The organism is Pseudoalteromonas sp. SWXJZ10B, from assembly GCF_015864475.1.
Classification (GTDB): Bacteria; Pseudomonadota; Gammaproteobacteria; order Enterobacterales; family Alteromonadaceae; genus Pseudoalteromonas; species Pseudoalteromonas arctica.
Map to the genome: position 1 here is coordinate 26,333 of NZ_JADYXD010000019.1, position 25,071 is coordinate 51,403.

Annotated in this window: 25 protein-coding genes and 1 pseudogene; 13 read left to right on the forward strand and 13 right to left on the reverse strand. The window is 37.3% G+C overall.

Annotation, left to right across the window (positions count from 1 at the left end; translation table 11 throughout):
- Nucleotides 1–4 precede the first annotated feature (4 nt).
- The gene (locus I6F54_RS15360) at nucleotides 5–247 is read right to left on the reverse strand and encodes a hypothetical protein (protein WP_007583900.1); all 243 of its coding nucleotides are present in this window, start codon (nucleotides 245–247) and stop codon (nucleotides 5–7) included.
- Nucleotides 248–455: 208 nt separating this feature from the next.
- Between I6F54_RS15360 and I6F54_RS15365 the strand changes: the two genes are divergently transcribed.
- A complete protein-coding gene (locus I6F54_RS15365) occupies nucleotides 456–905 on the forward strand; it encodes a methyltransferase family protein (protein ID WP_197142180.1) in 450 nt (149 codons plus the stop codon).
- An 87-nt stretch (nucleotides 906–992) separates the two neighbouring features.
- Here I6F54_RS15365 and queC read toward each other — a convergent pair whose 3' ends face one another.
- Nucleotides 993–1,649 (reverse strand): 7-cyano-7-deazaguanine synthase QueC, encoded by a 657-nt coding sequence (queC, locus tag I6F54_RS15370; RefSeq protein ID WP_007583902.1) that lies wholly within the window; start codon nucleotides 1,647–1,649, stop codon nucleotides 993–995.
- Between the two features lie 145 nt (nucleotides 1,650–1,794).
- Here queC and queE point away from each other — a divergent pair, with 145 nt between their 5' ends.
- The 4 genes from queE (at nucleotide 1,795) to I6F54_RS15390 (ending at nucleotide 5,840) form a co-directional block, all read left to right on the forward strand.
- The gene (gene queE, locus I6F54_RS15375; protein WP_002960417.1) at nucleotides 1,795–2,460 is read left to right on the forward strand and encodes a 7-carboxy-7-deazaguanine synthase QueE; all 666 of its coding nucleotides are present in this window, start codon (nucleotides 1,795–1,797) and stop codon (nucleotides 2,458–2,460) included.
- 239 nt (nucleotides 2,461–2,699) lie between these two features.
- Nucleotides 2,700–3,443, forward strand: a complete 744-nt coding sequence (locus I6F54_RS15380; RefSeq protein WP_165740067.1) for a class I SAM-dependent DNA methyltransferase — start codon at nucleotides 2,700–2,702, stop codon at nucleotides 3,441–3,443.
- A gap of 553 nt (nucleotides 3,444–3,996) precedes the next feature.
- Nucleotides 3,997–4,839, forward strand: a complete 843-nt coding sequence (locus tag I6F54_RS15385; protein WP_197142181.1) for an acetolactate decarboxylase — start codon at nucleotides 3,997–3,999, stop codon at nucleotides 4,837–4,839.
- Nucleotides 4,840–5,000: 161 nt separating this feature from the next.
- On the forward strand, nucleotides 5,001–5,840 hold the full coding sequence (locus tag I6F54_RS15390; RefSeq protein WP_165740070.1) for a nuclear transport factor 2 family protein: 840 nt from the start codon (nucleotides 5,001–5,003) through the stop codon (nucleotides 5,838–5,840).
- Between the two features lie 64 nt (nucleotides 5,841–5,904).
- Here the strand turns inward: I6F54_RS15390 and I6F54_RS15395 are convergent, their stop codons facing one another.
- On the reverse strand, nucleotides 5,905–6,540 hold the full coding sequence (locus tag I6F54_RS15395; protein WP_197142182.1) for an NAD(P)-dependent oxidoreductase: 636 nt from the start codon (nucleotides 6,538–6,540) through the stop codon (nucleotides 5,905–5,907).
- Nucleotides 6,541–6,659: 119 nt separating this feature from the next.
- Between I6F54_RS15395 and I6F54_RS15400 the strand changes: the two genes are divergently transcribed.
- Both I6F54_RS15400 and I6F54_RS15405 read left to right on the forward strand, forming a co-directional pair.
- Nucleotides 6,660–7,556, forward strand: a complete 897-nt coding sequence (locus I6F54_RS15400; protein WP_197142183.1) for a LysR family transcriptional regulator — start codon at nucleotides 6,660–6,662, stop codon at nucleotides 7,554–7,556.
- 240 nt (nucleotides 7,557–7,796) lie between these two features.
- The gene (locus I6F54_RS15405; protein ID WP_197142185.1) at nucleotides 7,797–8,753 is read left to right on the forward strand and encodes a LysR family transcriptional regulator; all 957 of its coding nucleotides are present in this window, start codon (nucleotides 7,797–7,799) and stop codon (nucleotides 8,751–8,753) included.
- Between the two features lie 541 nt (nucleotides 8,754–9,294).
- Here the strand turns inward: I6F54_RS15405 and I6F54_RS15410 are convergent.
- The 4 genes from I6F54_RS15410 to I6F54_RS15425 form a co-directional block, all read right to left on the reverse strand.
- A complete protein-coding gene (locus I6F54_RS15410) occupies nucleotides 9,295–9,765 on the reverse strand; it encodes a carboxymuconolactone decarboxylase family protein (protein WP_197142187.1) in 471 nt (156 codons plus the stop codon).
- A 61-nt stretch (nucleotides 9,766–9,826) separates the two neighbouring features.
- Complete coding sequence (locus tag I6F54_RS15415) at nucleotides 9,827–10,459, reverse strand: putative quinol monooxygenase (protein WP_197142189.1); 633 nt, start codon at nucleotides 10,457–10,459, stop codon at nucleotides 9,827–9,829.
- Between the two features lie 67 nt (nucleotides 10,460–10,526).
- Nucleotides 10,527–11,195, reverse strand: a complete 669-nt coding sequence (nfsB, locus tag I6F54_RS15420) for an oxygen-insensitive NAD(P)H nitroreductase (protein WP_165740082.1) — start codon at nucleotides 11,193–11,195, stop codon at nucleotides 10,527–10,529.
- Between the two features lie 57 nt (nucleotides 11,196–11,252).
- Nucleotides 11,253–12,260: a zinc-binding alcohol dehydrogenase family protein gene (locus I6F54_RS15425; protein ID WP_165740084.1), complete on the reverse strand. Its 1,008-nt coding sequence runs from the start codon at nucleotides 12,258–12,260 to the stop codon at nucleotides 11,253–11,255.
- A gap of 292 nt (nucleotides 12,261–12,552) precedes the next feature.
- On the opposite strand from I6F54_RS15425, the pseudogene I6F54_RS15430 reads away from it, so the two are divergent.
- A pseudogene (locus I6F54_RS15430) lies at nucleotides 12,553–13,823 on the forward strand (IS4 family transposase).
- Nucleotides 13,824–14,062: 239 nt separating this feature from the next.
- On the opposite strand, the gene I6F54_RS15435 reads toward I6F54_RS15430, so the two are convergent.
- Both I6F54_RS15435 and I6F54_RS15440 read right to left on the reverse strand, forming a co-directional pair.
- The gene (locus I6F54_RS15435) at nucleotides 14,063–15,049 is read right to left on the reverse strand and encodes an IS110 family transposase (RefSeq protein ID WP_197142190.1); all 987 of its coding nucleotides are present in this window, start codon (nucleotides 15,047–15,049) and stop codon (nucleotides 14,063–14,065) included.
- Between the two features lie 624 nt (nucleotides 15,050–15,673).
- The gene (locus tag I6F54_RS15440) at nucleotides 15,674–16,909 is read right to left on the reverse strand and encodes a helix-turn-helix domain-containing protein (protein ID WP_197142191.1); all 1,236 of its coding nucleotides are present in this window, start codon (nucleotides 16,907–16,909) and stop codon (nucleotides 15,674–15,676) included.
- Nucleotides 16,910–17,107: 198 nt separating this feature from the next.
- On the opposite strand from I6F54_RS15440, the gene I6F54_RS15445 reads away from it, so the two are divergent.
- The gene (locus I6F54_RS15445) at nucleotides 17,108–17,668 is read left to right on the forward strand and encodes an outer membrane beta-barrel protein (protein ID WP_231613035.1); all 561 of its coding nucleotides are present in this window, start codon (nucleotides 17,108–17,110) and stop codon (nucleotides 17,666–17,668) included.
- Between the two features lie 549 nt (nucleotides 17,669–18,217).
- Nucleotides 18,218–18,736 (forward strand): GNAT family N-acetyltransferase, encoded by a 519-nt coding sequence (locus I6F54_RS15450; RefSeq protein ID WP_165741693.1) that lies wholly within the window; start codon nucleotides 18,218–18,220, stop codon nucleotides 18,734–18,736.
- Nucleotides 18,737–19,459: 723 nt separating this feature from the next.
- Here the strand turns inward: I6F54_RS15450 and bcp are convergent.
- Together bcp and I6F54_RS15460 are read right to left on the reverse strand one after the other, a co-directional pair.
- Nucleotides 19,460–19,939 carry a thioredoxin-dependent thiol peroxidase gene (gene bcp / locus I6F54_RS15455; RefSeq protein ID WP_002963124.1) on the reverse strand — a complete coding sequence of 160 codons (480 nt, stop codon included), beginning with the start codon at nucleotides 19,937–19,939 and terminating at the stop codon, nucleotides 19,460–19,462.
- Between the two features lie 11 nt (nucleotides 19,940–19,950).
- Nucleotides 19,951–20,484 (reverse strand): glycine cleavage system protein R, encoded by a 534-nt coding sequence (locus tag I6F54_RS15460; protein ID WP_197142192.1) that lies wholly within the window; start codon nucleotides 20,482–20,484, stop codon nucleotides 19,951–19,953.
- Nucleotides 20,485–20,843: 359 nt separating this feature from the next.
- Here I6F54_RS15460 and bamC point away from each other — a divergent pair, with 359 nt between their 5' ends.
- A complete protein-coding gene (gene bamC, locus I6F54_RS15465) occupies nucleotides 20,844–21,905 on the forward strand; it encodes an outer membrane protein assembly factor BamC (protein ID WP_165728192.1) in 1,062 nt (353 codons plus the stop codon).
- A 66-nt stretch (nucleotides 21,906–21,971) separates the two neighbouring features.
- The gene (locus I6F54_RS15470; protein WP_165728193.1) at nucleotides 21,972–23,342 is read left to right on the forward strand and encodes a YjiH family protein; all 1,371 of its coding nucleotides are present in this window, start codon (nucleotides 21,972–21,974) and stop codon (nucleotides 23,340–23,342) included.
- A gap of 53 nt (nucleotides 23,343–23,395) precedes the next feature.
- On the opposite strand, the gene I6F54_RS15475 is transcribed toward I6F54_RS15470, so the two are convergent.
- Both I6F54_RS15475 and I6F54_RS15480 read right to left on the reverse strand, forming a co-directional pair.
- Nucleotides 23,396–23,542, reverse strand: a complete 147-nt coding sequence (locus I6F54_RS15475; RefSeq protein ID WP_165728194.1) for a DUF2897 family protein — start codon at nucleotides 23,540–23,542, stop codon at nucleotides 23,396–23,398.
- Nucleotides 23,543–23,668: 126 nt separating this feature from the next.
- Nucleotides 23,669–24,205 carry an acyloxyacyl hydrolase gene (locus I6F54_RS15480; protein ID WP_165728195.1) on the reverse strand — a complete coding sequence of 179 codons (537 nt, stop codon included), beginning with the start codon at nucleotides 24,203–24,205 and terminating at the stop codon, nucleotides 23,669–23,671.
- A 244-nt stretch (nucleotides 24,206–24,449) separates the two neighbouring features.
- Here I6F54_RS15480 and I6F54_RS15485 point away from each other — a divergent pair, with 244 nt between their 5' ends.
- Entirely contained in the window at nucleotides 24,450–25,043 is a 594-nt protein-coding gene (locus I6F54_RS15485) for an MlaC/ttg2D family ABC transporter substrate-binding protein (protein WP_007583914.1), read from the forward strand.
- Nucleotides 25,044–25,071 lie beyond the last annotated feature (28 nt).

The following is a 25,071-nucleotide window of genomic DNA, read 5'->3' on the forward strand; positions in this document are numbered from 1 at the left end:
CAATTTAAAGCTTATTAATTTCATCTTTAACGCTAAAGCTTGAATCGGTAACAATAGCCTCAAGTGTTTGTACACGCTCTTTTAATGCAAGCACTTGTGCATTTGTTTCAGCTAATTGTTTATGGGCATCGCTGTTGTTGTTTTGCATTTTATGCTTAAACTCAAGATGCTTTTTATACATATCGTAAACCACTCCTGAGCCAACCGAAATTAGCACAATAAGTACAATCATCGTAGTTCCAGACATAATCTCATTCCTTATCATTTTATTATTCGTTTATGGTTAAAGTATAACCTTTAAGCGCTTTTGATAAAGCTGACAATTGTAACTTAATTTGTATACTTTACTTAAGCTCAGCTTTGAGTGTGTTCATCATTTATACACTTTAGATATTGTTTAATAACGTCAGTGTCTCCATATAATAAACATACTTTAGCCAATACAGTGAGTTGCCATGTTAAATAATAAAATACCTCCCGTTATTGTTGTGCTGTTTTTTGCAGGCATAATGGCGCTTATTGCGCATTACAGTGTTATTGATTTCACCGCATTTATTACCTACTTGGCAGCAAGTTTGGTTATTATAGGGTGTGTTTTTTGTATTGCTGGGGTGGTGAGTTTTAAAATAGCAAACACCACGGTAAACCCTAATAAACCAGAGCAAGCGTCAAAACTTATTACTAGCGGCATTTATAAAATCTCACGTAATCCTATGTATGTGGGTTTTGCATTTATTTTAGCAGGGTGGGGTATTTGGTTAAGCTCATTGTGGGCACTTTTATGTATTATAGGGTTTATTGCGTATTTAACGTTGTTTCAAATAATACCTGAGGAGCGTGCGCTCACTAAATTATTTGGTGAAGAGTTTACCGCTTATAAAGCGCGGGTAAAACGCTGGTTGTAATCTCTACGTTAAATTAAACAAACAAAAAAGGCTATCGATGATAGCCTTTTTTTGTTTACAGCAATTGTATTACTAATTAATTGCTGCTTATTCGTATTCTAACGGGTCTGTAATGTTATTTAGGGCAAATGCTTCAAGGCGTTCTTGACACGCGCCACATTTACCACAGGCCTTTTCACGGCCGTTATAACAAGTCCACGTTTGGCTGTAATCTAATCCCATTTCAATACCGTCGGTTAAAATACCAATTTTAGTATTGTTTAAGTATGGGCTAAAAATTTCTACAGCGTCGTAATTTGCAATACGACATACATCATCCATTTTTTGCACAAATTCAGGACGGCAGTCAGGGTAAATAGCATGATCCCCAGAGTGAGCGCCGTAATAAACTTGGCCAGCTTTAAGTGATACCGCGTAACCAACAGCAAGCGAGAGCAAAATCATATTACGATTAGGTACAATCGTACTTTTCATGCTTTCTTCTTCGTAATGACCTTCAGGCACATCAATATCATCAGTAAGTGATGAGCCACCAATAAGTTGGTTAATCGCCGAAATATCAACAATTTTGTGCGGAACGTTTAATTTTTCACACACACTTGCTGCCACTTTAAGCTCTTTTACATGACGCTGACCATAGTCAAATGATAGGGCATATACATCATGGCCTTGTTGCAGGGCTTTATTTAATACGGTAAATGAGTCCATACCGCCGGAATAAATAACAACTACTTTTTGCGTCATATCTGTTTTGCTCTTAGTTTTAATAGAGGTTTATATCAGGGCGCGATATACTACACGGCCGCAGCTTAAATAACAATTTTTGCACAGCGCTTTTTGGTTTTTTAATAGTAGCAATTTGGCTGCTAGGTAGTAAGTGAGATCTCTTTTGTACAAAATTAATGAAGTGTTTGAAACCATTCAAGGTGAAGCTAGTTTTACTGGCACACCCTCAATATTTTTACGTTTGCAAGGCTGCCCAGTAGGCTGCTCTTGGTGCGACACTAAGCAAACGTGGGATGTTGATAATGTATATAAAGTATCGCTGGATGAAACCGTAGAAAAAAAAGCCGACTCTGATCATTGGGCTAACGCCAGTGCAGAGCAAATTTTAGCGTTGTTTCAATCGCGTGGTTATACCGCAAAGCACGTAGTAATTACCGGCGGCGAGCCATGCATGTTTGATTTAAACCCAGTATGTAACTTATTACACGAACACGGCTTTAGTACACAAATAGAAACCAGCGGCACGTTTGAAATACTTGCCCCAGAGCAAACATGGGTTACGGTATCGCCAAAAATCAACATGCGCGGCGGTTATGAAGTACTTACCAGCACCATGAAGCGTGCAAACGAAATTAAACACCCCGTTGCTATGCAAAAGCACGTAGAAGAGCTAGAAGAATTATTTGCTAAAACAGGTGTTAATCCAAAGCTTGTTTACTTACAGCCAATAAGCCAAAAAGTATCAGCAACCAAATTAGCAATCGACACCTGTATTGCCAAAAACTGGCGCCTATCAATACAAGTACACAAGTATTTAGGAATTAGTTAAAGCGCAGCTTAAAGTTATAGTACGTATGTTGGGTAGAGCGTAGCGAAACCCAACGAATCTCCACTTCCACACCGTTTATAACAATGTTCTATAATATTTAAATACGTAGGTCGTTTATTTAGCTCGGATAAGTGAAGCGCCATCCGACAAACCTAAAGCTCATATCTTCTTCGCTAATAGCCATAACTAGTTTACTATGCGCGACTTAAAAATATTTTACTACTTACCACTAGGCTTATATGTCCGCAAATGCGCTTTACACCGACCTTTCTGATTACTACGACTTAATGTGCGCAGATATAGATTATCAAGCCCAAAGTAATTCTATTCACAGGCTGCACCAAATTTTTGGTAATGGCGGAAATACCCACCTCGATTTAGCGTGTGGCACCGGCCCGCATGTACGTCATTTTATAGATAACGGTTACCAAAGTAGTGGTCTTGATTTAAACCAGCCAATGCTAGATAAAGCAAAAGTTCGCTGCCCAGAAGCGCAATTTTCGTTGCAAAACATGAGTGAGTTTAAGGTAACCGAGCACTTGGATTTAATTACCTGTTTTTTGTATTCACTGCATTACTGCGACGGAATTGATAAGCTAAAAGAATGCCTTGCTAGCGTACACAGTGCATTAAATACAGGTGGAATATTTTGCTTTAACGCCGTTGATAAAAACAAAATCGACAGCGATTCATTTGTAGAGCATACCGCAACAAGTGAAAATAGCTTATTCACATTTCGTTCTGGCTGGCACTACAGTGGTACAGGCAATAAACAGCTATTAAAACTCAACATCGAAAAAGCCACTGCAGACAAAATACTCGTATGGCACGACGAGCACCCAATGGTCGCCTTTAGTTATAGCGAGCTTAAAGAAGCCCTAAAGCCGTACTTCGAAATTCACATATTTGAACATGACTACGACAAAATAACCCCATGGGCACAGCGCTCAGGCAACGCCATTTTTGTCTGCGTAAAAATTTAAGACAAACACGTATGTTGGGTAGAGCACAGCGAAACCCTACGACATCCAACGATCTTAAATGAACCCTCACTCCCCACGCCTCCAATAAACCAGCATTATATATTTGAAAACGTAGGTCGGATAAGCGCAGCGCCATCCGACACACTAACGTATTTGAGTTTCGGCGAATATAAACAGCTAATTAATTATGATGTATGAAGTCAATATTTGAGCCTTTTGGCTTTATCTTTGGTTTTAAAACAGTGGCCATATTTTATTGACCACTACAATACCCCAAACCAGCTAGTCGTCATCGAATGGTGGAAATCAGCTGAGGTGGCACGTGCGTTCTCCACTACAGATCCGCTTTCTATCGAAACAGGGAAGGTTCTGACGGAATCTCTTGAACGGCCTATTCCTGAATATCTACATGAGTTAAGAGAAGTAAACCCTTAAATTGGTAAGTTGGCCATGACATCGGCATGCCGGTGTCATGGGCTGACTGTAGTTTGAGAACTGCACATCATTGATTAATAACCACAATATTCTGGCATTAACTACAAATAGGAACACTATGAACATACAAAAAAAAATTCTAGCGCTAATAAGCGTAACTGCCATTTTAGGTATTTCAAGTAATACAATCGCAGGGGAATCGAAAACGGATTCACATACACATACTCACAGCACTCTCAATAAAGGCAAAGCAATCGAGCAATACGGTTTACCTATTACGTTAATGAATACCATTTACGAAGGTAATATCACAGCAAAAGAAATGAAAACCCTAGGCGATATCGGCGTGGGTGTGAGTAACCATCTCAATGGCGAGTTAACGGCTATTGATGGTGTGGTTTACAGTATTGCCGCTGATGGTACATCAACAGTAGCACCTGATAATTTACAAGCGCCATATATGTCGATGGTAAAATTTGAACCCACACATTCAATTACGGTTAAGGGCATTACCTCATTTAAAGCGCTGTCTGATGTTATTTCGGCTGAAATTGAGTCGGTTAATAGTTTTTATGTATTCAAGGCAAAGGGCACTTTTGAGCTTGCTCGCTTAGCATCGGCTCACGGCGTTGAAGATGAAGATGTCGATTTTTTTAAATATTTAGGCAGTCGTCAAATGTATAACCTAGAGCAGACCAAAGGGACGTTGGTCGGTATTTACACGCCTGACTACTTAGGCACGATTAGTATTCCTGGTTTACATTTTCATTTTCAAAATGGCGATAACACAGTCGGCGGTCATCTTGAAGATATTCGCTTTGATGAAATGGAATTTGAAGTACAGGAGTTTGATCGAATCAATTTGGCTCTGCCTAATGTTGAAGAATTCCGAACGAAAAAAATGAAGATGATCAAACCTCCTTCAGGATCAGGTTCAGGAGGAACAAAAGACAGTAAATAATGTTAGCTATTGCTATCGATACGCATTTATTTCATCGCTTAGCGCAAATGTAATTAACTAAATATGCTGCATTAATATGCAAGATGATGCAGTAAGAATAGGTTCAATAAATCAAGTCTACTTGCTAAAAGTAGACATTAAAATTATTACAGGATTAACACATGAAAAAATCAATTAAATTTACCTTAAGTCTAATAGTGACTGCTGTTATCACACTTGGCTCACCATTGGCCATTGCCCAAGATACAGTAAAAGAGCAGTCTTTAGAGTTACTAAATAAAGGCTTAGTACAGGGTGATATCTCTTTTATTAAAGAGAATGTAGCCGAGGGTTATATTCAACATAATCCAGGAGCACACGATAAGCTAACAGGGCTACTAGGTTTTGTTGGCTATCTAAAAACACTAGATACGCCGCTCAGTTACCACCCTAAACGTGTACTTCGAGAAGGTAATCTCGTATTGGTTCACAGTGAGGTTGTTTTAGGCAGCAAACTAGCTGTATTTGATTTATTTCGTATTGAAAACGGCTTAATCGCGGAACATTGGGACGGGATTCAAGAAATGCCGGTTAAAACGGTAAGTGGTCGCAGTATGGTAGACGGCCCTACAATGATTAAGGATATTGATAAAACGAAAGAAAACAAAAAAATAGTCATACAATTCGTAACCGATGTATTGGTGAACGGTAAAGGTGATAAACTTAGTCAATATATAGGAGAGGTTTACCATCAGCATAATCCAGGGATTGCAGATGGCACTAAAGGTTTACTTGATTTTATGGGGAGTCTTGCTGAGAATAAAACGTCTTTTGGGTACACAAAAATTCATAACGTGGTTGCCGAAGGCAACTTCGTGTTCACTCAAAGTGAAGGCGATTTTGGCGGCCAACCAACGGCCTTTTACGATCTTTTCCGTGTTGATAATGGGCTGATAGTTGAGCACTGGGACAGCATTCAGGCGATTCCATCTAAAATGGCTCACGAAAATGGTATGTTCTAAATAGTATTAATCCTTACAGTGATCTGTTCTTATTAGGTCACTGCAAGGATTATTTTTTCAGCTATTAATAAGCGACACCAATGCGCTTATTATGATGCTGTGACTTTTCAGCCTCATCGATCAATGCCACTGCATAATCTTCAACAGAAATTTTACTATTACCTTGGTCATCACTCAGTAATTGCTCTCCACCTACACGATAAATACCTGTACGTTCACCGGGGAAAATTTCAGCCGCTGGACTTACAAATAACCAATCTAGTGTACTATCACTATTGCGAAAAACGTCTAATGCCTGACCCTGAGCAATCGCTTCGTCTTTATATTCAGCAGGAAAGTCTGGAACGCTAACGAGTTTAACACCTGGAGCTACCTCTAAACTTCCGGCACCACCCACCCAAATTAGACGCTTAACATCGGATTTTGGTAGCTCTTTCAATAAACGCTGTGCCGTACTCGCAACTATTTCATGATTACTTTTTGCTCGACCACCAATAGCCGCAATAACGATGTCAGCATCGGCAACAGCGTCTTTAATACTTCCATCAGTAAGTAAATCAAGAGGGTGTGTGGTAACACCTTGTTTTTCGATATTATTTGCGCCACGACTAATTGCTATAACTTTATGATCTCTGTTTAAGGCTTCATTCATTAATGTAGAGCCAATCCAACCTGTTGCACCAATAATTGCTATTTTCATTGTATTCTCCAAAGTTTGTTTCATTTATTTAAGATGTCGTTATTATGAATAAATCTATTACTGTAATAAATATGTATTTAAGTACATGATTGTTACAAATATTGAAACAAAGGTTTTTTATGGATAAGTTTGAAGCACTACGCAGTTTTGTTGAAGTGGCAAGTACCGGTAGTTTTACTGATGCAGCAGAGCAATTAGACTTGAGTCGTGTAAAAGTAACACGACACGTTAAGGAGCTAGAAGACTGGCTCAATATTCGTTTACTACATCGTACAACGCGTAGTGTTAGTTTAACCTCGCCAGGTCGAGATATTATGCAACATTGTGAACGCATTTTAAGTGAGGTATCTGGTTTAGAAAGCTTAGCCCGTAGCCATAATGAAGAGCTTATTGGTGATATCCGTATTGCTACGCCCATAGGGCTCGGACAAAACCTGCTTTACGAGGTGGTTGCCATGTTTACCGCTTTACACCCAAAAGTTAGTATTAAATTAGTAATGTCGGACAAAAATGCATTGTTAGTTGAAGAACACATAGATGTTGCTTTGCGGTATACCGACCAACCCGATGAAAACCTCATTGCTCGTCGGTTAATGAGTATTGAAAGTGTATTATGTGGCTCAGCAAGGTACCTAAAAAATCATGATAAAATAAACTACCCACAACAGTTAATTGAGCATAATTGTTTGGTACATTTATCTCAAAATAGTTGGACATTTATTGAAGATAAAAAATATCACTCAATCTCTGTAACTGGCAGTATTCAAGCAAATGACCTCGGTGTTTTGATAAAAGCAGCCATTAATGGTGTCGGTCTTGCCTATCTTCCCTGTGACTTAGCAAATCCTTCGCTAGAAAAAGGTGAGTTAATACACTTATTACCTGACATATCTTTACCTACAATGGCACTTTGGGCTGTATATTTGTCAAGAAGCTACCAGCGACCTGTTGTCAGAGCATTTATCGATTTTTTGGCTGAACAATGGCAAGAGGATGTCAAAGTTGCTCGTACATAAATGAATCATTGTCATAATGTTGTTCAACAGGTAGCTGAACGAACTTAATTAATATCTTGATTTAGTCGAACCGCTTATTTATGGCGCCTATCAATATCTATTTTTAGGCTTTGTAGCCCTTCAGATTCAATTAATAAGTGAACCTAATAATAAATTACTCTCAAGCGGGCATTAAAATCTTTAAAAAAGAGTTACTTCAGTTATTATCATTTACTATTTGGGCTGGAGAATAAGAGCCATATGTCTATCACAAATCAATTATCATTATTTCTTGATATTGTTCAGCAGGGTTCTTTTGCCAAAGCTGCTGCACTTCACGATATGGATAATTCATCTTTATCAAAACAAATTAAGAAACTTGAAACCAGTTTAGGTATTCAATTATTAAATCGTTCTACTCGCTCATTTTCCTTAACACCAGCAGGAGAGGAAATACTTACACAGGCGCAATTATTGATTGGAACATTAGATCAAATTATAAATATTGCTGATTCATATCATAAAACACCTAAAGGTCATATTAGAATCACTTCTTCAATCGTCTTTGGCCAAATGTATTTACAGCCTGCTATTTCCTGTTACCTAAAAAAATTTCCGGATATAAAAATAACACTTTCATTAGACGATAAAAAAAGTGACATTATTGCCGACCATTTTGATTTAGCTTTTCGAATTGGAAAGCTTGCCGAATCAAACCTTATTGCAAAAAAAATAGCAAAAACAAATTTCGTCATTCTTGCTTCTGAAGAGTTCGTTAAGGTACATGGACAGCCGAAAACGCCAGAAGAACTTATCGCATTACCAGCAGTTATATACAGTAATGGTGATGTAACATTAGATCAAATGCAGCTAAGTGAATCACCTACTAGTGATAAATTTAACATTTATAGAATGAAAGGAAATTATAAAGTCAGTGATGTTAAATCGATGATGGGCGCTGTTAAAGACGGAATTGGCTATACCATGCTTGATTTATTTAATTTGGAACAACCAATAAATGTATCAAAATTAGTACCTTTATTAACCGATCATAAAATATCTATGATGGATACTGGCATTTACGCTGTTTACCCACATAGAAACCAAACACCATTAATTACTGAATTTATTGACATATTACAAACCAATATTGGCGAGCCTCCATTTTGGGAGAGTCACGTACCAAATTATAAAAAGCTGTATAATCTTAATAAATAGGAAAGTATTACAATAAATATTTTTGTTCGTTTAAGTCTTTCTTTTCAAAACTTAAATTAACATGTTCGTTAAGTTGAATATGAGCCTCCTCGAGTGTTATATCAATACTCTGAAGGTTATCTTGCGACTTTTACAATTGTAGCACCATGAAAATGTACTGTTTCGCCTTGTAAAATAGCACTACCATACAATAAATTAGTATTGAAATTTACATGTAAGGTAACATAATCACCGTATTCCTCTTCAAACCAAGCAGCAAGGAAGGTGTTTTTTTCAACTTCAAATGCAGTGTAAGGAAATGGTCCCCACCATGTATTGGGTTTTGATCCTGTTAAAAAACGATAACTGACACCTGATTTTTCGAATTTTACGTTATATGATCAACCGCTAGTGTAGTTGTATGTAATAGAAGTTCCATCAAGAGTACGTGTTGGCGATTTCAGTTCATCAGCAAATGTATAAACAGACATCAAGACTAAACAAAGTAAAATAGTTAATTTATGTATCATTTTCATTATAAAATCTCCTTGATTGAAATGAGTTATTTTACACGCTGAATTAGCACTTCTTTCAATGCTAAAGTGCCGTTTATTGCCGCAGGAAAACCTGCATAAGCACTTGTTAATATCATTATTTCGGCTATTTCTTCTTGAGTAACCCCTACATTTAATGCTGCATTAATGTGTGCTTTAAGCTGAGGTTGAGCATTTCCTAAAGCCGCTAAATTAGCAATTATGATCATTTCTTTGGTTTTTACTGCCAATATCTTACGACTAAGTAAGTCTCCAAAGCCATATTCTATTGCATATTTTGCAAGGTCAGGTGAAGCATCTTTCAGTGCATTAACTATTTTTTCACCTGAGCCTTCACCGTTTATTTCATTTAACCGTTTAATACCTTCTGTAAATCGTTCTGAGATAGGTTGAGTCTCAACTAACGATTCAGCATAGGCGTATACACTAGTAACCTTACATAAACTTAATAACAAAACAGTCAAAATATATATGTTCATAGAATCAACTTTACAAATTTATGCCTAGTAATAAAATTATTTAACAAACGGTTAGCAATGATTAAAATTCAGTTACAAAATTCATGTATTGCTCTAATTCACCCACAACCGCTTCATTCATCAGTTTTCCAGTCTCTACTGCATAAGGTTGATTGAAGTGAATATCCCAAACATCTGACTCTTTACGCCAATGTTCATAAACAGCAAACGTATCATCTTGCCCTTCAACGGTATACAAATCGAAAATAATATTACCTGCTTCTTGTGCTCTAGTGCTGGGTATATGTATTTCAAATTGATTTAATATTTTTTCACGGTAACCTGGCTTTATCTTAAAAATGAAGAAAATAATAAAAATATCATCTTCTTCATTAGCACTCTTTGGGTTGTTTTCATGTAGAGGACTTGGCGTAGTATCGTTTAACTCCATGACTAACGGCGCAGATTGAGCAGACGTTTCAAGTAAATCAAATACAACTGCCGTATAAGGCTGAGAAGCATGGTGTGTTAATGCGTCGTTATTTTTAAACCGTTCATAGGCAAAAATAATATTCGGCTGTTTCTTATCTTGAAATAAACGCAACTCAAGGCATCCATCATCATTTTTTGAACCACGTTGGTCATTAAGAAGTGCCTCTTTAAATTCTTCAATTTTTTCCAACTTAATATCAAACTTTACTATTTGAGTAATCATCTAAAAAATCCTATTAGTTTTTGTCGTAGTAATACTTAATGAGCTTTCTGATAAAGCGATGTTAAGTCTAAACTTCCGTTAATATATCTGAGTAAGGTAAACGTGATTTTGGTAGTAATGCATTAAAGTCGTTTTCAGCATCACTGTAACCCAGTGGTACAACACATATGCTAGAAAAACCTTTTTCACGTAGACCAAATTCTTTATCTAAGATATCAAGGTCGACCCCTTCCATTGGCGTAGAATCAATACCTAACGCTGAGACACCCAATAAGAAATGTCCTAAGTTCAAATAAACCTGCTTGGCCAACCAATGAGGAACATCGTTAAATTTTTCTTTATGAACATTAATAAACATTTTACGTCCACCGTCCATTTTTGCTTTAAACACTTCAGGGTCAGCATCAAAACGCCCGTCTTTTTCTTCTTGAGCTAAAAGGCTTTGTAAGTATTCTTCTGGAGTATCTAATCTGCTCGCAAATACAACAACATGAGATGCCTCGCGAATAGAATTACTATTGAATGGATAAAGCACATCAGTTGCTTTAGCGATTCTATTTTTACCTTCTTCAGTAGAAGCTATTACAAAGTGCCAAGGTTGTGCATTAACACTGGATGGGCTGTAACGTAATAACTCTTTAATCTTTTCAATATTTTCTGCTGATATTTTTTTACTTGAATCGTAAGCTTTAACTGATTGTCTTTTTTTAGCATAATAAGTGATATCGTTATTCATATTCAAATCTCTATAGTTGTCGTTATTATTAAAATAATAGGTAGTAATAAGTGTTGTTTAGAAGCCTTCTAAAACAATTTTACCTTTCGCTTTTCCAGTTTCTAAAAATTGATGTGCTTTACGTAAGTTTTCCGCATTAATTTGACCTAAGTTCTCACCGACCGTAGTTCTAAGTAAACCTTTATCAATTAAAGTTGCAATTTCATTAAGGATGTCATGTTGAGATTGCATATCAGGTGTTTTAAAAAGTGACCGAGTAAACATTAACTCCCAATGAACCGAAATAGCTTTTGTTTGAAACGCTGCAATATCAAGTGTTTTAGTATCATCAATTAAACCGAATTTACTTTGAGGTTTAAGTACTTTTTCAATTTCTACCAAATGCGATCCGGTATGGTTTAAACCTACAACATAATCAACATTACCTAGATCTTGCTCTGAAAATTCTTCACTTAACTTATTTCTGTGATTCACCACATGATCAGCACCAAGCTCTTTTAACCAATCTGTTGTTTCTGGTCGAGAAGCGGATGCGATAATGGTTAAATTAGTGAGCTTTTTAAGCAGTTGTACCATAATAGATCCAACACCACCGGCAGCACCAATAACCAATATGCTTTTTTCTTTATCTTGTTTTGACACTTCTAATCGGTCAAAAAGCATCTCCCAAGCAGTTAATGAAGTAAGCGGAAGCGCTGCGGCTTCACCATAAGACAGAGACTCAGGCATTTTCCCTACAATACGTTCATCAACTAATTGCATTTCAGCATTACTACCTGAACGTGTTATATCTCCAGCATAAAAAACCTTATCACCCGGCTGAAACAACGTAACATTATCACCTACAGATTTAACTACACCTGCAGCATCCCAACCAATAACTTTCCATTCGCCATCTGGTACAGGCATACTTGAGCGTACTTTATAATCAGCAGGATTAACTGATACCGCTTTTACTTCTACTAAAATATCGTGTCCCTGTGCAACAGGTTGCTCAAGTTCAATATCTTGTAACGATAGTTCGTTTTCAATGGGTAAGTTATTTTGATATCCAATAGCTTTCATATTATTTCTCGATTTGTTTTACTTTGATAATTTTATTATAAAGAAAGCAGCAACGAAGAAAATGGCCATAAATGCAAAACATTATGGGTTTATATAGCCATAATGTTTTAACGTGGAATTTGATGATAAATAATAAAATTAAAGAAGTGCGAGCAAAATATAAAAATATTCGATTAAGAATTTTAGTTAATAACGACTCATAGGTTGGATCTTAAGGAATAAAACTTGAAAACATGCTCTGAATTTGATCTGATAGTAATCGCCAAACCACTATCTATCCCAAAAGCAGAGCATGAATAAACATAATACTGAGTTAAACAAAATAACGAAAGTGCTTAACGATTTTAATATTAACGAAATAGGTAAAACAAGCCGTTTTTGTAGCCGTAAACGAATAATAAAACCTTTCGAATTAGTCATGTCGTTAATAACGGCTCTAGGCGATAAATCGGTAAACACCGTGACAGATTTACATCGCTATTTTGTGAAGTTGACGGAAACTGATGTTCAATATAAACCGTTTCACAATCAACTGAGTAAGCCTGAATTCAGCCTATTGATGAAATCACTGGTCGATGTGGCGTTAAATGAATGGCAGCAACAAATACTCGGTACAGACGCCACTCTTTCTGACTTTAAACGCATAGTAATGCAAGATGGAAGTTCGTTCGCAGTGCACGATAGTTTAAAAGATACCTTTAAAGGTCGCTTTACTAAAATAAGTCCTGCGGCAATAGAGGTTCATGTGAGTTGGGATGTGCTTCAAGGTTATCCCGAAGAAATCTCAGTGAGTCCTGATAGCCAAGCTGAATATGATTTTTTACCTGATGCTAAATCGTTAGTCGACACCTTGTTTTTAGCGGATAGAGGTTATTTTAAGTTATCGTATCTTGAATCAATTGATACAGCAGGAGGCTTTTATGTTGTCAGGGCTAAAACCACGGTTAATCCAACCGTAGTAGCTGCTTTTAATCGTCACGGTAACGCGTTAAAACGGTTTTCACAGAGAAGCAAAAGGACGTTAAAAAGCATATTCGTCGTAGTGTTATTGTCGATATGGATGTGGAAGGTAAAACGAATTATCGATTGATTGCGAGCTGGCCTAAAGGAAAAAGTGAGCCTACTTATTGGGCAACGAACTTAAATCGAGAAAAATTTAGCGCTGAAGCGGTAATAAAGCTCTACAGTCTCAGATGGCAAATAGAGTTACTGTTTAAAGAATGGAAGTCTTATTGCAACCTTCAGAAATTTAACACCAGAAAAGCGAGCATGATGGAAGGCTTGGTGTGGGCAAGTTTATTGACGTTGTTAGTAAAGAGGCGAATAGGCATGAGTGTTCAACAACTTGCCGGTATTGAGCTATCAACATTTATGGTAGCAAAAAACACCCAAGGTTGGTTTTATCAATTAATGGAGTCGATAACACAAGGCGTGATATCGACACTGAATAAAGCATGGCAAAAAACTATCAGTTTTTTGTCAAAATATGCACGAAGAGCGAACCCAAAAAGAGATAAAGAAAAAGGACGATTAAAATGCGGCCTGAATCCAATTCTCTCTTAATGTCTAACCTATGAGTTCATATTAATTAAAGCGCTTGAAGTTAATAAAACTTCAAGCGCGAATGTATGAAATGGTTTAAAAAACTGTCAACAATACGTAGTAGGTGAGTCTTATTAGGGACTGGTGGAACGGCTATAGTTCTTTCTAGGCAGTCAAAGTATGAAGTCAAAATTTGACCCCTCTGGTTTTTAAAACAAACAACGTAGATACCATCTCTTCTAATCAGCCTCAAGCTTTCTTTAAATAGCTTGAGGCTGGTATTCAGTTTGATTCTTCACAACACCAAAACAGATATGTGTCAGCTTTCTCATTGCAGCACCAATTGCCTGCATTTTTGTTTTACCTTGCCCCACTAATCGCTTATTTTGGGCTTTTATATCTGGATTATGTTGTACAGCGACTACAGCAGCCATATACAATTTAGCCCTTATATACCCAGGCCCTTCTTTGCTTAAGGTTGTTTTTCCAGCCCGTTTGCCTGACTCATTAAGCTTAGGTATTAAGCCTAAGTAACAAGCTAATTGCTTGGCATTTTTAAACTGTTTACATGCCAGCAAGGACACCATCATACGTGATATTACCTCTCCAACACCTTTGATACTTTGAAGCAATTTGCGGTTCTTTTTTAATTGCGGGTGTCTATCAATATGCTCATCAATGTCATTTTTTAGCTTGCCTATCTCAGTTTTTAGTACAGCTATCATATCTTCAATTGACTGAGTAACTCGAGTAGATGCACCTGAGAAACCAACAGCTTCATAACGATTTTCTTCGCGACGTAAGTCTTGCTCAAGTGCTTCAAGTCTACGCGTCATTACTTTTAACTCTCTCGCTTCAACAGGCTCAGGCTGCCAACTTAAAAGTGAGTGCTGTTGGTCATGACCATAACGAGCAAGCATTGTGGCGTCTGACTTGTCTGTCTTATGGACAAGCCCTAATGAACTTGCGTACTGTTTTGCTTTACCAGGATTTACATGTAATAAAATAAATCCTTGCTCGTATAGGAAATACATCAGCGGCTCGCTATAAACACCTGTGGGCTCTGTTGTAATAACAATGTCTTGTGCTTTTAAATTTGTATTCTTTATCAACCAGGCAACTAACTCTTGATAGCCCTGCGGGTTATTTTTAAAAATCTTCGTTTTCTTTTTACTTTTGACTACATCGCGTAGCCAGGAAATATCTAACTTTTCTTTACCCACATCAATGCCAATAAAAGCTTTCATCTCTATCTACTCCCCTTGTACATGCAGCGTCACCCTTAGTTGGGGCGCTAGGATACCATTCAGTTTAATTGAGGTTAGGAAGTCAGGGCTCAATCTACGTCACAGCATTTTCACACTCTGGTTGGGTACGAGCTCACTGTCTTCCCGATGTGACAAGTGCTAGCTAAACACTCATCAAGAAGAGATACAAGGTTGGGTCGAGCGTAGCGAAACCCAACAAACCTGCAATACCCACGCCCCCAATAACCCGTATTATATATTTGAAAACGTAGGTCGGATAAGCGAAGCGCCATCCGATACAGTAACGTATTTGAGTTTCGGCGAATATAAACAGCTAATTAATTATGATGTATGAAGTCAAGATTTGACCCTTATGGTTATAAGTGCATAGTCGATTTACTTTGTAATTTCTTTGGTCGGAAAAAACATATAAGATCAAAATTGGCTGTGCACTTCAACCGTTTTTTAAACTAACTTATTGATTTATATCATCAAATTGTGGGGGTTCGTCAGGGCTTGACCCCCTTTGGTTTTGTTTGACCGGAACTTTCTAATGGGTGACCCCTTTGGATTTTTTACGATTTGATAAAATAATTTTAACTAACTCTCGATAAAGAGGGAATACTAGCTTAGCTTAGTTAACCATGGCTGCCAAAGCGGAAGTGAGAGCTGGGTTAGTGTGTTTTCAATATGTGTTAATTTTTCAGATGCCTCGAGCATCTCACTTTGCTCTATATTTATTAAATAAAGCTGATATACAGCAAAGGTGTTAGGGACTGTAGCCGTGTTACAAATTTTGTTTAGTGCGTTTAAAGAAACCGCGAACTTTGAACTGTTCCCAGTTTTTCGGTAAATAAATAATGAGATACACAACAAGCTCGGTAGTGCAATATCTTCGTCACTAACTAAGGCAATGCTCTGCGCTATAAGTTGCTCTGCAAGTACATAGTTTGCATTTGTGCAATGAATAGCGGCTAAGTATCCTTTTGATACCGCAACACAGCGATTATACCCAGATAGATTGGCTACGTTTAGTGATTCAGCGCAAAATATATACGCTAATTCAATATCGCCTTGTAACAAATAACACGCGCCGAGCAGCTGTAAAGCGGTACTCTTAAATAGATTCTTTTCTATTGAATCGGTTGTTATATCACATTCGTTTAAGCATAAATTAGCTGATTGGATTGCAGCGTTTATATCACCAGAATATAAATAGAAAAGTGCATTTGTGCTGTAATAGTGAGCCTTCTCTTGGTTCGCGTGTTGTAATGTGGCATTACATATTACTAAGTAATGGTGTGATCTTTTAAACTCACAAGAAAATAGTAAAGTAATTGCAGTGCCTAAATTAGCAGAAAACACTAACGGAAGATCATTCACTTTAATTGCTTTATTAAGGCCTTTATCAAAATATTGTAGTGCTTTTTCATATTGACGATGAATAAGCGCGGCATAACCAAGTTTAATATAGAAGTTGGCCACAATAGCGCTTGGTAATGCGGAGTGAAATGTTGATTTAATTAAAGAAATAGCGAGCTTAATCTTACTGCTCATCATTAGTTCATACAAAAGCCCATCGTTATGCAATTCATTTACTAAAATATCTCGGTTCTCTTCACTCGGGTAAATATCCACTTCTGAACGGGCAATCAAGCTTCCTTTTTCACAATTTAAAGCACTCGCAAGCTTATTTAAATTACTCAGACGTATTCTTGTAACTGAGCCATTAAGCCATCGAGTAAGGGTTTTTTCGCTTACACCTATTTGATTGGCAAGCCATAAATGTTTTATCGATTGCTCTATTATATATTGCTGTAATTGCCCTCGATTTAGAAGGGCAGTTTTTGAGTTGTTCAATTTTCACTCTTGTAATTCGGTATTAAATATTTACGGCTTAGGAGGGATTTCAATTTTGACGAAAGGTTTCCTAACGTAATACTTAAAATGTCCGGTTATGTCCGTGGATTAATTTAGGCACACTTAATATCATATATTGAACACACCCTTGAAGCAACAAAGTGCCTTTTTAAGGTCAACTCAATATTGGATAATAAAATGAAAAAAACAATCTCACTTAGTGCATTCACATTGTTAATGAGTAGTTTTACTACACATGCCAATGAGGCTCAAATAAGAATGGGCGTTGAGCTTGGTACGGGAAAAATAAAAGTAGATAAAGATTTTGCAATTTTAAGCGAAGATTTTGATACTGGCGGATTCTCACTTGGTTATGTACTCGGTTATAAATTTGGAAATAATGTAGTCACAGAAGCTAACTTAGCCTATACATCAAGTGATGGATTATTTGGTACTCTAGATAGCTATGAAACGTATGAATTTAAGGCAATGATAGGATATTCATTTGATTTAGCAACGCACTTTAGGGTTGTGCCAATGGTGGGGTTATCGCGCTGGGAATTAGACACGAGAGAAGGCTTTTTTTTAAACCCAGGCCCTGAGGCAAAGGAAGAATTCACAGGAACTGACTTTACTTATAAAGTAAGATTTGAAGTACCGTTGGGTGATCTGGTTTTACTTTCACTTTCGTATGCGAGTACTGAAGTTGAGTTTGGCCGAAATGAAACAACTCAATTGGGTATATTATTTGAGTTTTAAAGTTCGTAACTAAAAAGCAAAAGGGCTCACCCATTAGAAAGTTCAGGTCAAGCAGGCAGCAGTGTTTTCTTGAACTTTTTATTCAAAAACCAAGTGTTCTTATTATTCAAACTCAATTTAAATATGACTACGCCCCCAGTAATGACGTCGATTGGTGTGAATATGCACCTTGGTTTGAATAAAGAACGCCATATGAATTTAGGCAGTTTAATTAAGGCCCTTGGCTTTCGCCTCAGTCATCGTTTAGTACCAATGTCAGTCCAGTTTCTGGCTGTGTTTACACACTGCGCTGTAACAAGACTGCCCTAGGGTCAAATCTTGACTCCATACATCAAAATTATGGATCGCCTAGTTATCCCTCGTTCATGCTCTTACTTAATCAAAGTTTGAGTAAATAACGTAAAAAAACGTTGCCCTAGAGTAGTACTTTTCTGTATCTTTTTACTAGCTCAAAGGCTATTCAGTCCTTAAATAAGTTTGGGGCTACTTAATAGTGATCTTTAGCTTTAAACTTACAACTATAAAATCAATACTCACAAGGAAGAACACTTGCATATTCAAATTGCAGAACACATTAAATTAGCTCCTTTAGTGGAAAGCGATGCTGCGGATATTTTGAAGACTGTTAATTTAAGTCGGGCAAGTTTAGGTGCATTTTTGCCTTGGGTAGAAGGGGTAAACAATATTGAATCAGCTAAAAAGTACATACTCGACAGAGTAAACAGCGGGCTAAATGGCTCGCGGTGGTTTAAAATTTATTATAAAGATAATCTGAGTGGTGTTTTTGCAGTTAAGTCTATTTGTCCTGATTTGAATATAGCGGAACTTGGTTACTGGTTAAGTAGTGATGCACAAGGCAACGGTATTATCAGTCAAGTAATCGCAAGATTGCCAAGCATACTTAAAAACACAGGCGCTAAAGTCATTGAGTTTAGATGCTTAGAACAAAATGAAGCTAGTATTAAAATTGCTTTAAAATTAGGTGCGAGTTTAGTTAGTACAATTCCAAACTTTGTATCGGTTGATAATACACTACAACAACTTAATATATACCAAGTGACTTTGTGAATAACCCCACGTACTAGACTCTCCAGTAATAACTCCGTCTACTTAATTACTTTTCTCATCAATTTCTTTCCCGCAATTATAACAATCGTTAGTGGGAAGCTTATAACTAGAAATAGAGCGCATTACTTGGTTTTTCTTGCAGGCAGGGCAGGCGTAATTAATTACAGAGATTATAAGCGCAATAGTAAAAACGAAACTACCGATATAAAACGGGTTTGAGTAAAATTGCATACTTGGCTCTGAAAAATTAAAACCGATAATACAGATGATTAAGGCAGTTAAATAAAGTTTAAATTTTAGGCTTTTATTCAAGATTTAAATATCCAATTGGTAAGGGGCTAATAATAAGTGCTTTAGCAGTTTTAACAAATTATTTACTCGATTACTATACTAATACCAACCTGCATAAATCTTTGAGCAATTTAACGAATTAAATTGCACTATAACGTCGTTAAAATTTTTTATTTACGACTGCATGGATGCAGGAGGTAGAGCAATGCAGGGAGCAATTGCCGAGAACAACTAGATACAAAAATTTTTGCCTAGTTCTAGCGTAATTTTCTTAACGTTAAATAGACCCTATATATAAGCAGATTGGTATAATTTTTACATAGCGAAAATGTATAGGCATAAAAAAAGCGTTGCCCTTGAGCAACGCTTTTCTGTATTTGTCTAATAGCTGGTAGCTAACTTACTCAGCCGCTAGCTTATTCTGCTGCAAACTTATTCTGCTGCAAGATAGTCCAACACCACTTGATGGTGATCTTTGGTTTTAAACTTATCAAATAGGTGTTTAATTTTACCGTCTTGGCCTACTAAAAACGTCAAGCGGTGAATACCATCGTACTCTTTACCCATAAATTTTTTGTAGCCCCATACACCAAATGCTTCAGCAATGGCGTGGTCTTCATCGGCTAATAGGTCAAAATTAAGCTCTTTTTTAGTTTCAAAGTTTTTAAGACGCTTAATTGGATCTGGGCTAATACCTACAACGCGGGTGTTAAATTTAGCAAGCTGTGCTTGCTCATCGCGTAGGTTTTCGGCTTGTACAGTACAGCCCGGCGTTGACGCTTTAGGGTAAAAGTACACAAGCACTTGTTGCTCTTTTAACAGCTCACTTAATGTTACTGTTTCGTCGTTTTGGTTTTGTAGGCTAAAAGCGGGTGCAGTATCGCCTGCTTGTAATGGACTAATTGTGTTCATGTTTAGCATCCTTAACGAATTCGTTTAAAAATATAATCTACGTTTAGCGTATGAGAAAGGCTCTCAAAACTAATTTTAAATTGATCTATATCTACATCAACAGGTATGTTGAATTCAAGTTCACAACGCATTTTAATGTTGTCTTCTTGAGAATAAGTGTCTGACTTAAGTGAGCAAATACTAATATTATTGTCGGCAAAAAAGCGCGTTACTTTGCTCAATGTGCCTGGGGTGTCTATGCCAGTGTATTCTAGTGTGTAACCTGCACAAAATTCGCTAGGAGTATGACTCGCTGTGCGCTTCATCATGGTAAGTAGGCCAAGTTCCATGGCTTTGGTTGGCAGTACGTGCTCAATGCGGCTTATTGCAGACATGTCGCCGCTTAGTAGCATTATGAAGGTAAATTCGCAGCCTAAAATAGCAATACGGCTGTCAATAATGTTGCAGTGGCAATCGCTAACGAGTTGGGTTAGTTCACTTACAATACTGGGTCTGTCTTCGCCAATCGCTGTTAAAACAATTTGATGATTTGAAAATGCAGTCATGAGTTCAAATACCTTGTTACTTGGATTATATCAACCGAGTTGGCAACACCAAAAATACACACGAGAAGTTGCACGGCGGCGAAGTTTAACACAAAAAGGGCTCTAAACTACAGCACACGCTAATTAAGCGCTTTTAAAGTACGGTGTTTCTTGTTTTTACTGGCACGGGAAAGTACCATAGCTAAAATTTGCTTATTTGCGCTTAGTTTTATTGCTAAGTTGAAGTGCTGAACTTTATTGCATTTAGGCAGCCAAATAATAAATGTAAAGTTAATATTGATTTTACACTGAACCAAATCGGCATTACCCACTCATATATTTGTTAAAACAATTAAAGGGTATGCTAAGGAGAAATATCTGTGCAGTATTGGATCCCAAAAGCACTTGCAGTAAGTGTATTGGTAAGTTTATCAGGATGTAGTGTATTTACTAATCAAGCACATAATGAGCGTAACTATCGTACGCATGAGCCTGTAAAAGCACCAACGTCGTTATCTCAACCAGCTCAAGACCCAGTTTATAAAATGGATGTAGGTCAATACGACAACAATCCTGAAGCTACAAATTACCGCCCACCGGCACAAGTATTAACAATTGCTAAAGGCAGTTGGGTAGAAGAGACAGATAAACAAGCGCGTATTTATTTTGATAAAAACGATGGCATTGCTGATTTAGATGAATTTCTTTGGGACACGATTCAATCAGTCCTCGCTGATAACAATGCAGCAACCACTAAAGAAGACAAGCTACTAGGTACTATTGAAACTGATTGGTACTCAATTATCAAAACGGAAGAAAGTTTTTGGTGGTGGGGCGATGAAGTTAACGATGACTTAGAAAAATTTAGATTCACTATTGAAGAAAAGTCACATCAGCGTACTGCGTCTTTACGTGTAGAGCTGATTGATTTTAAAGGCGACCATACGCTAACTGATTTGTTAAAACAGCAGTTAGAAGTACGTGCGCTTAACCAAGTAGTGAGCGAGTTTGATTACCGTTACCGTCAACTTGAAGTTGATATGCGTAAACGCCAAGGTATTATTTCTCTTGAAATGGGCTTTGATAACAAAGGTAATGCAGCACTTGTAACTGAGCAATCTTACGAAGCTGTTTTTGACCGTTTCTCTGGATTTTTAGAGCGCTTGTCGTTCACTATTGTTGAAATTAACCCAGATACGGGCTTAATTACTGCTGATTACACTAAACCAGAAACAAGTGTTTGGGATTCAATTTGGGGTGATGACGTAGCTCAACTACCTATTGATGAAGGCCAATACCAAATTTTAGTAAGTAAAACTAAAGAAGGCGGTACTAGCTTAACGTGGATGGATGACAAAGGCGAAACGCTTGAGCCAGGTACTATGAATGGTTTACAACAAGCATTAGAAGCAGCACTCATTCAGCGCGGCATTAAAATTTAAATAATAATAAGTTTTACCACAAAAAGAGCGCTATGCTCTTTTTGTGGTTTTTATAGGTTAATAAATATGTCTCAGCTACCTCATCGTTCACACTACACGTGGCGCACTTGGTTTACTTTTTTGGTTCCTTCGTTAATTGGTGTGTTTTTATTTATGACACCCATTAGTACCTCGCAAGGGATGACCATTCCTATTGCCGTTATGGCAAAAGCGGTTCAAGCAATGATGCTTGGCTCTGCTCAAGCAATTATTACTCTCATTATTTGTATTACAGGGGTTATTTCTGTAATTACTAAAGTGTTTAAACCCGCCGCTATATGTAACTCATCTTTGTTAAAGCATTTATTTGATGTGAGCTGGACATGGCTGGTGGTGCGCTTATTTGGTATGGCGTTTGGTTTAATGACGTACTTAAGCCTAGGCAGCGAGATGATTACCTCGGCCAATACTGGCGCGCTGGTATTAAATGACTTATTGCCGGTGTTGTTTTCGGTATTTATTTTAGCGGGCTTATTACTGCCGCTATTAATTAACTTTGGTCTACTAGAGCTTGCTGGTACGTTAATGACTAAAGTAATGCGCCCTGTATTTGGTGTACCTGGTAGAAGCGCGGTTGACTGTACTGCATCGTGGTTAGGTGATGGTAGTGTGGGTATTTTGATGACTGCAAGGCAGTACGATCAAAAGCACTATACACAACGCGAAGCGGCTATTATTGGTACTACGTTTTCAGCGGTTTCAATTACGTTTAGTTTAGTGGTGCTTGGGCAAGTTAAACTTGAATACCTATTTGCACCGTTTTACGCAACGGTATGTTTAGCCGGTATTGTTGCCGCTATTATTGTGCCGCGATTACCTCCACTGCGCTTTAAAAAAGACTTACTGATTGATGGCACTGAGCCAGATAGAGACGCTGAAACAATTCCGGGTCATAAAACCTTATTTGGTCATTCGTTAGATGTTGCATTAGCTAAAGCAGATAACTCAACGGGTGTTAAAGGTACTATAAAAGAGGGCTTACATAACGCGCTTGATATGGTGTTTGGTGTATTGCCTGTAGTTATGGCGGTAGGTACATTTGCACTGATCATTGCTGAGCATACGCCTATATTTCAGTATTTAGGTATGCCGTTTGTGCCATTTTTAGAGTTATTACAAGTACCCGAAGCGGCAGCAGCGTCGCAAACTATTATGGTTGGTTTTGCTGATATGTTTATTCCGTCAATATTAGCAGCAGGAACAATTGAAAGTGATGTAACGCGCTTTATTATTGCCGCAATGAGTGTAACTCAGCTTATTTATATGTCTGAGGTGGGCGCACTTTTACTTGGCAGTAAAATACCGGTAAATATTTTAGAGTTGTTTATTATATTTATTTTGCGAACGCTAATTACTTTACCTGTTATTGCGCTAATGGCGCATTGGTTAGTAGGCTAAATTAACGAAAATATAATTAAGCGAATTGGTATTATTAAAAAAGCCCTGATTAATCAGGGCTTTTTTGTGTCTGTTGTATTTTTAATATTGGCGTTGGGCTTTTTAAACTCCGTTTTTGCAGAGAGTTTAATCAGCGCAATATTACCAATGACAATAGTAAAAACAACGGCGACAATAATTACAATATGCCAAGTTTGCATCGCAGTATCACTTAATATTTAGTACGTTTAAGTGTGACCGTTTTACGCTATAACAGCAATTAAATTACTCAAAACATAATCAATAACTTTAAAAACAATCAATAACCTTAAACACAATCAATAACCTTAAAAACGTCTAGCTACCGAAAGCGTTAAAAAGTTAAGCCCTGGGTTTGGCTCTTTAAAGCCTGCGTTTGAATAGTGAATAACTCTAAGGGCAACGTTAGTATGACCAAAGTCGGCAACAAGGCCTATGCGGTCTTCAAACTGGTAGTGAGTACTTATGTTTTTACCGGCAAACTGCGTTTCATCAATCAGTGATACACCAATCCCTGCTTCTACATAAAATGGGGTGTTGTTAAAACTAAAGGCAGGAAATTGCAGCACAGGTGACATAGCAAGTACTAGGTTTGATTGTGTTTCATCGCCGTGGCGGTATTCCCACATATTTACGCTGGTTTCAAAGTAAAAGCGTGCATCACCAATTATATTTTGCATGCTAGGTGCATGATACTGATACGCAAGCTTAACGCCGTTTACGTTACCTTCGCCTTTGAGAAAATCAACGGCATAACCGTGGTTCGATTGAGCAAAAGCAAATTTGCCAAAAAGTGAAACTACTAATACAAAAGAGATAATAAGTGTTTTAAGTGACGTTTTCATAGGTGCCAAATGTCTGTTTGATTCAAGTGATAACTAAATGATAAGGGCGACCTATTAACAATTACAATGAGGACAAAATGCCGGTTGTATATGGCCTGTTAATGGAGTTTTCTAACTGCTTGAATTTATTTTAGTTATTTTATTGGTGCGATTTGGGCATTAATAAGTTGCTTATTTGTGCCTTTTTTATTGCGTATAGTTCGCGTAAATTACAGCCATCTTAATCACACAGACATATACAATTATGAAACTCTTTAAACTATTCGTTTTAGCCACTGCTTTTTTTAGTAGTTCGTTATTTGCACAAACTCAGCAATCGCCAGATCAGTTACTTGAATCAGTAGCCGATAAGCTATTTGCAGACATTGGCCAAGTAAATTCAAAAGGCACAGCAAGCAAAGAAGCGATGGCTGCCATTGTTGAAAAACGTTTAATGCCACATATTGATGTTAAGTTTGTGTCGTTTAAATTATTAGGTAAGCACATTAAAGGCATTGAGCGCGAACAGGCTGTTCAATTTATAGATGCAGTAGAGCATTACTTAACAGGCACATACGCTGGTGCACTAATGAAGTACACAGGTCAAAAAGTAGTATTTGAGCGTAATAACGCAAAAAGTGACTCTGAGTACGCAACAGTTAATACACAAATTATTGAGCCAAATGCGCCTACAATTGACTTAAGTTTTAAGCTTCGTTTAGGTAAAAATGATGAGTGGAAAGTATACGATATTGTTGCCGAAGGCATTTCACTATTAAGTGCTAAGCAAAAAGAGATTATTCAACGTATTTCTGAAGTGGGTTTAGATCAAGTTATTAGCGAGTTAAAAAGTAAATAGACTATTTGTCTGGCTCTGATTAAGCCCA

Excerpts from the sequence above, each read along its gene's own strand:
- I6F54_RS15360 (WP_007583900.1), bottom strand. The coding sequence starts at position 247 with ATGTCTGGAACTACGATGATTGTACTTATTGTGCTAATTTCGGTTGGC.
- I6F54_RS15365 (WP_197142180.1), top strand. The coding sequence starts at position 456 with ATGTTAAATAATAAAATACCTCCCGTTATTGTTGTGCTGTTTTTTGCA.
- queC (WP_007583902.1), bottom strand. The coding sequence starts at position 1,649 with ATGACGCAAAAAGTAGTTGTTATTTATTCCGGCGGTATGGACTCATTT.
- I6F54_RS15380 (WP_165740067.1), top strand. The coding sequence starts at position 2,700 with ATGTCCGCAAATGCGCTTTACACCGACCTTTCTGATTACTACGACTTA.
- I6F54_RS15385 (WP_197142181.1), top strand. The coding sequence starts at position 3,997 with ATGAACATACAAAAAAAAATTCTAGCGCTAATAAGCGTAACTGCCATT.
- I6F54_RS15390 (WP_165740070.1), top strand. The coding sequence starts at position 5,001 with ATGAAAAAATCAATTAAATTTACCTTAAGTCTAATAGTGACTGCTGTT.
- I6F54_RS15395 (WP_197142182.1), bottom strand. The coding sequence starts at position 6,540 with ATGAAAATAGCAATTATTGGTGCAACAGGTTGGATTGGCTCTACATTA.
- I6F54_RS15400 (WP_197142183.1), top strand. The coding sequence starts at position 6,660 with ATGGATAAGTTTGAAGCACTACGCAGTTTTGTTGAAGTGGCAAGTACC.
- I6F54_RS15405 (WP_197142185.1), top strand. The coding sequence starts at position 7,797 with ATGTCTATCACAAATCAATTATCATTATTTCTTGATATTGTTCAGCAG.
- I6F54_RS15410 (WP_197142187.1), bottom strand. The coding sequence starts at position 9,765 with ATGAACATATATATTTTGACTGTTTTGTTATTAAGTTTATGTAAGGTT.
- I6F54_RS15415 (WP_197142189.1), bottom strand. The coding sequence starts at position 10,459 with ATGATTACTCAAATAGTAAAGTTTGATATTAAGTTGGAAAAAATTGAA.
- nfsB (WP_165740082.1), bottom strand. The coding sequence starts at position 11,195 with ATGAATAACGATATCACTTATTATGCTAAAAAAAGACAATCAGTTAAA.
- I6F54_RS15425 (WP_165740084.1), bottom strand. The coding sequence starts at position 12,260 with ATGAAAGCTATTGGATATCAAAATAACTTACCCATTGAAAACGAACTA.
- I6F54_RS15435 (WP_197142190.1), bottom strand. The coding sequence starts at position 15,049 with ATGAAAGCTTTTATTGGCATTGATGTGGGTAAAGAAAAGTTAGATATT.
- I6F54_RS15445 (WP_231613035.1), top strand. The coding sequence starts at position 17,108 with ATGAAAAAAACAATCTCACTTAGTGCATTCACATTGTTAATGAGTAGT.
- bcp (WP_002963124.1), bottom strand. The coding sequence starts at position 19,939 with ATGAACACAATTAGTCCATTACAAGCAGGCGATACTGCACCCGCTTTT.
- I6F54_RS15460 (WP_197142192.1), bottom strand. The coding sequence starts at position 20,484 with ATGACTGCATTTTCAAATCATCAAATTGTTTTAACAGCGATTGGCGAA.
- I6F54_RS15470 (WP_165728193.1), top strand. The coding sequence starts at position 21,972 with ATGTCTCAGCTACCTCATCGTTCACACTACACGTGGCGCACTTGGTTT.
- I6F54_RS15475 (WP_165728194.1), bottom strand. The coding sequence starts at position 23,542 with ATGCAAACTTGGCATATTGTAATTATTGTCGCCGTTGTTTTTACTATT.
- I6F54_RS15480 (WP_165728195.1), bottom strand. The coding sequence starts at position 24,205 with ATGAAAACGTCACTTAAAACACTTATTATCTCTTTTGTATTAGTAGTT.
- I6F54_RS15485 (WP_007583914.1), top strand. The coding sequence starts at position 24,450 with ATGAAACTCTTTAAACTATTCGTTTTAGCCACTGCTTTTTTTAGTAGT.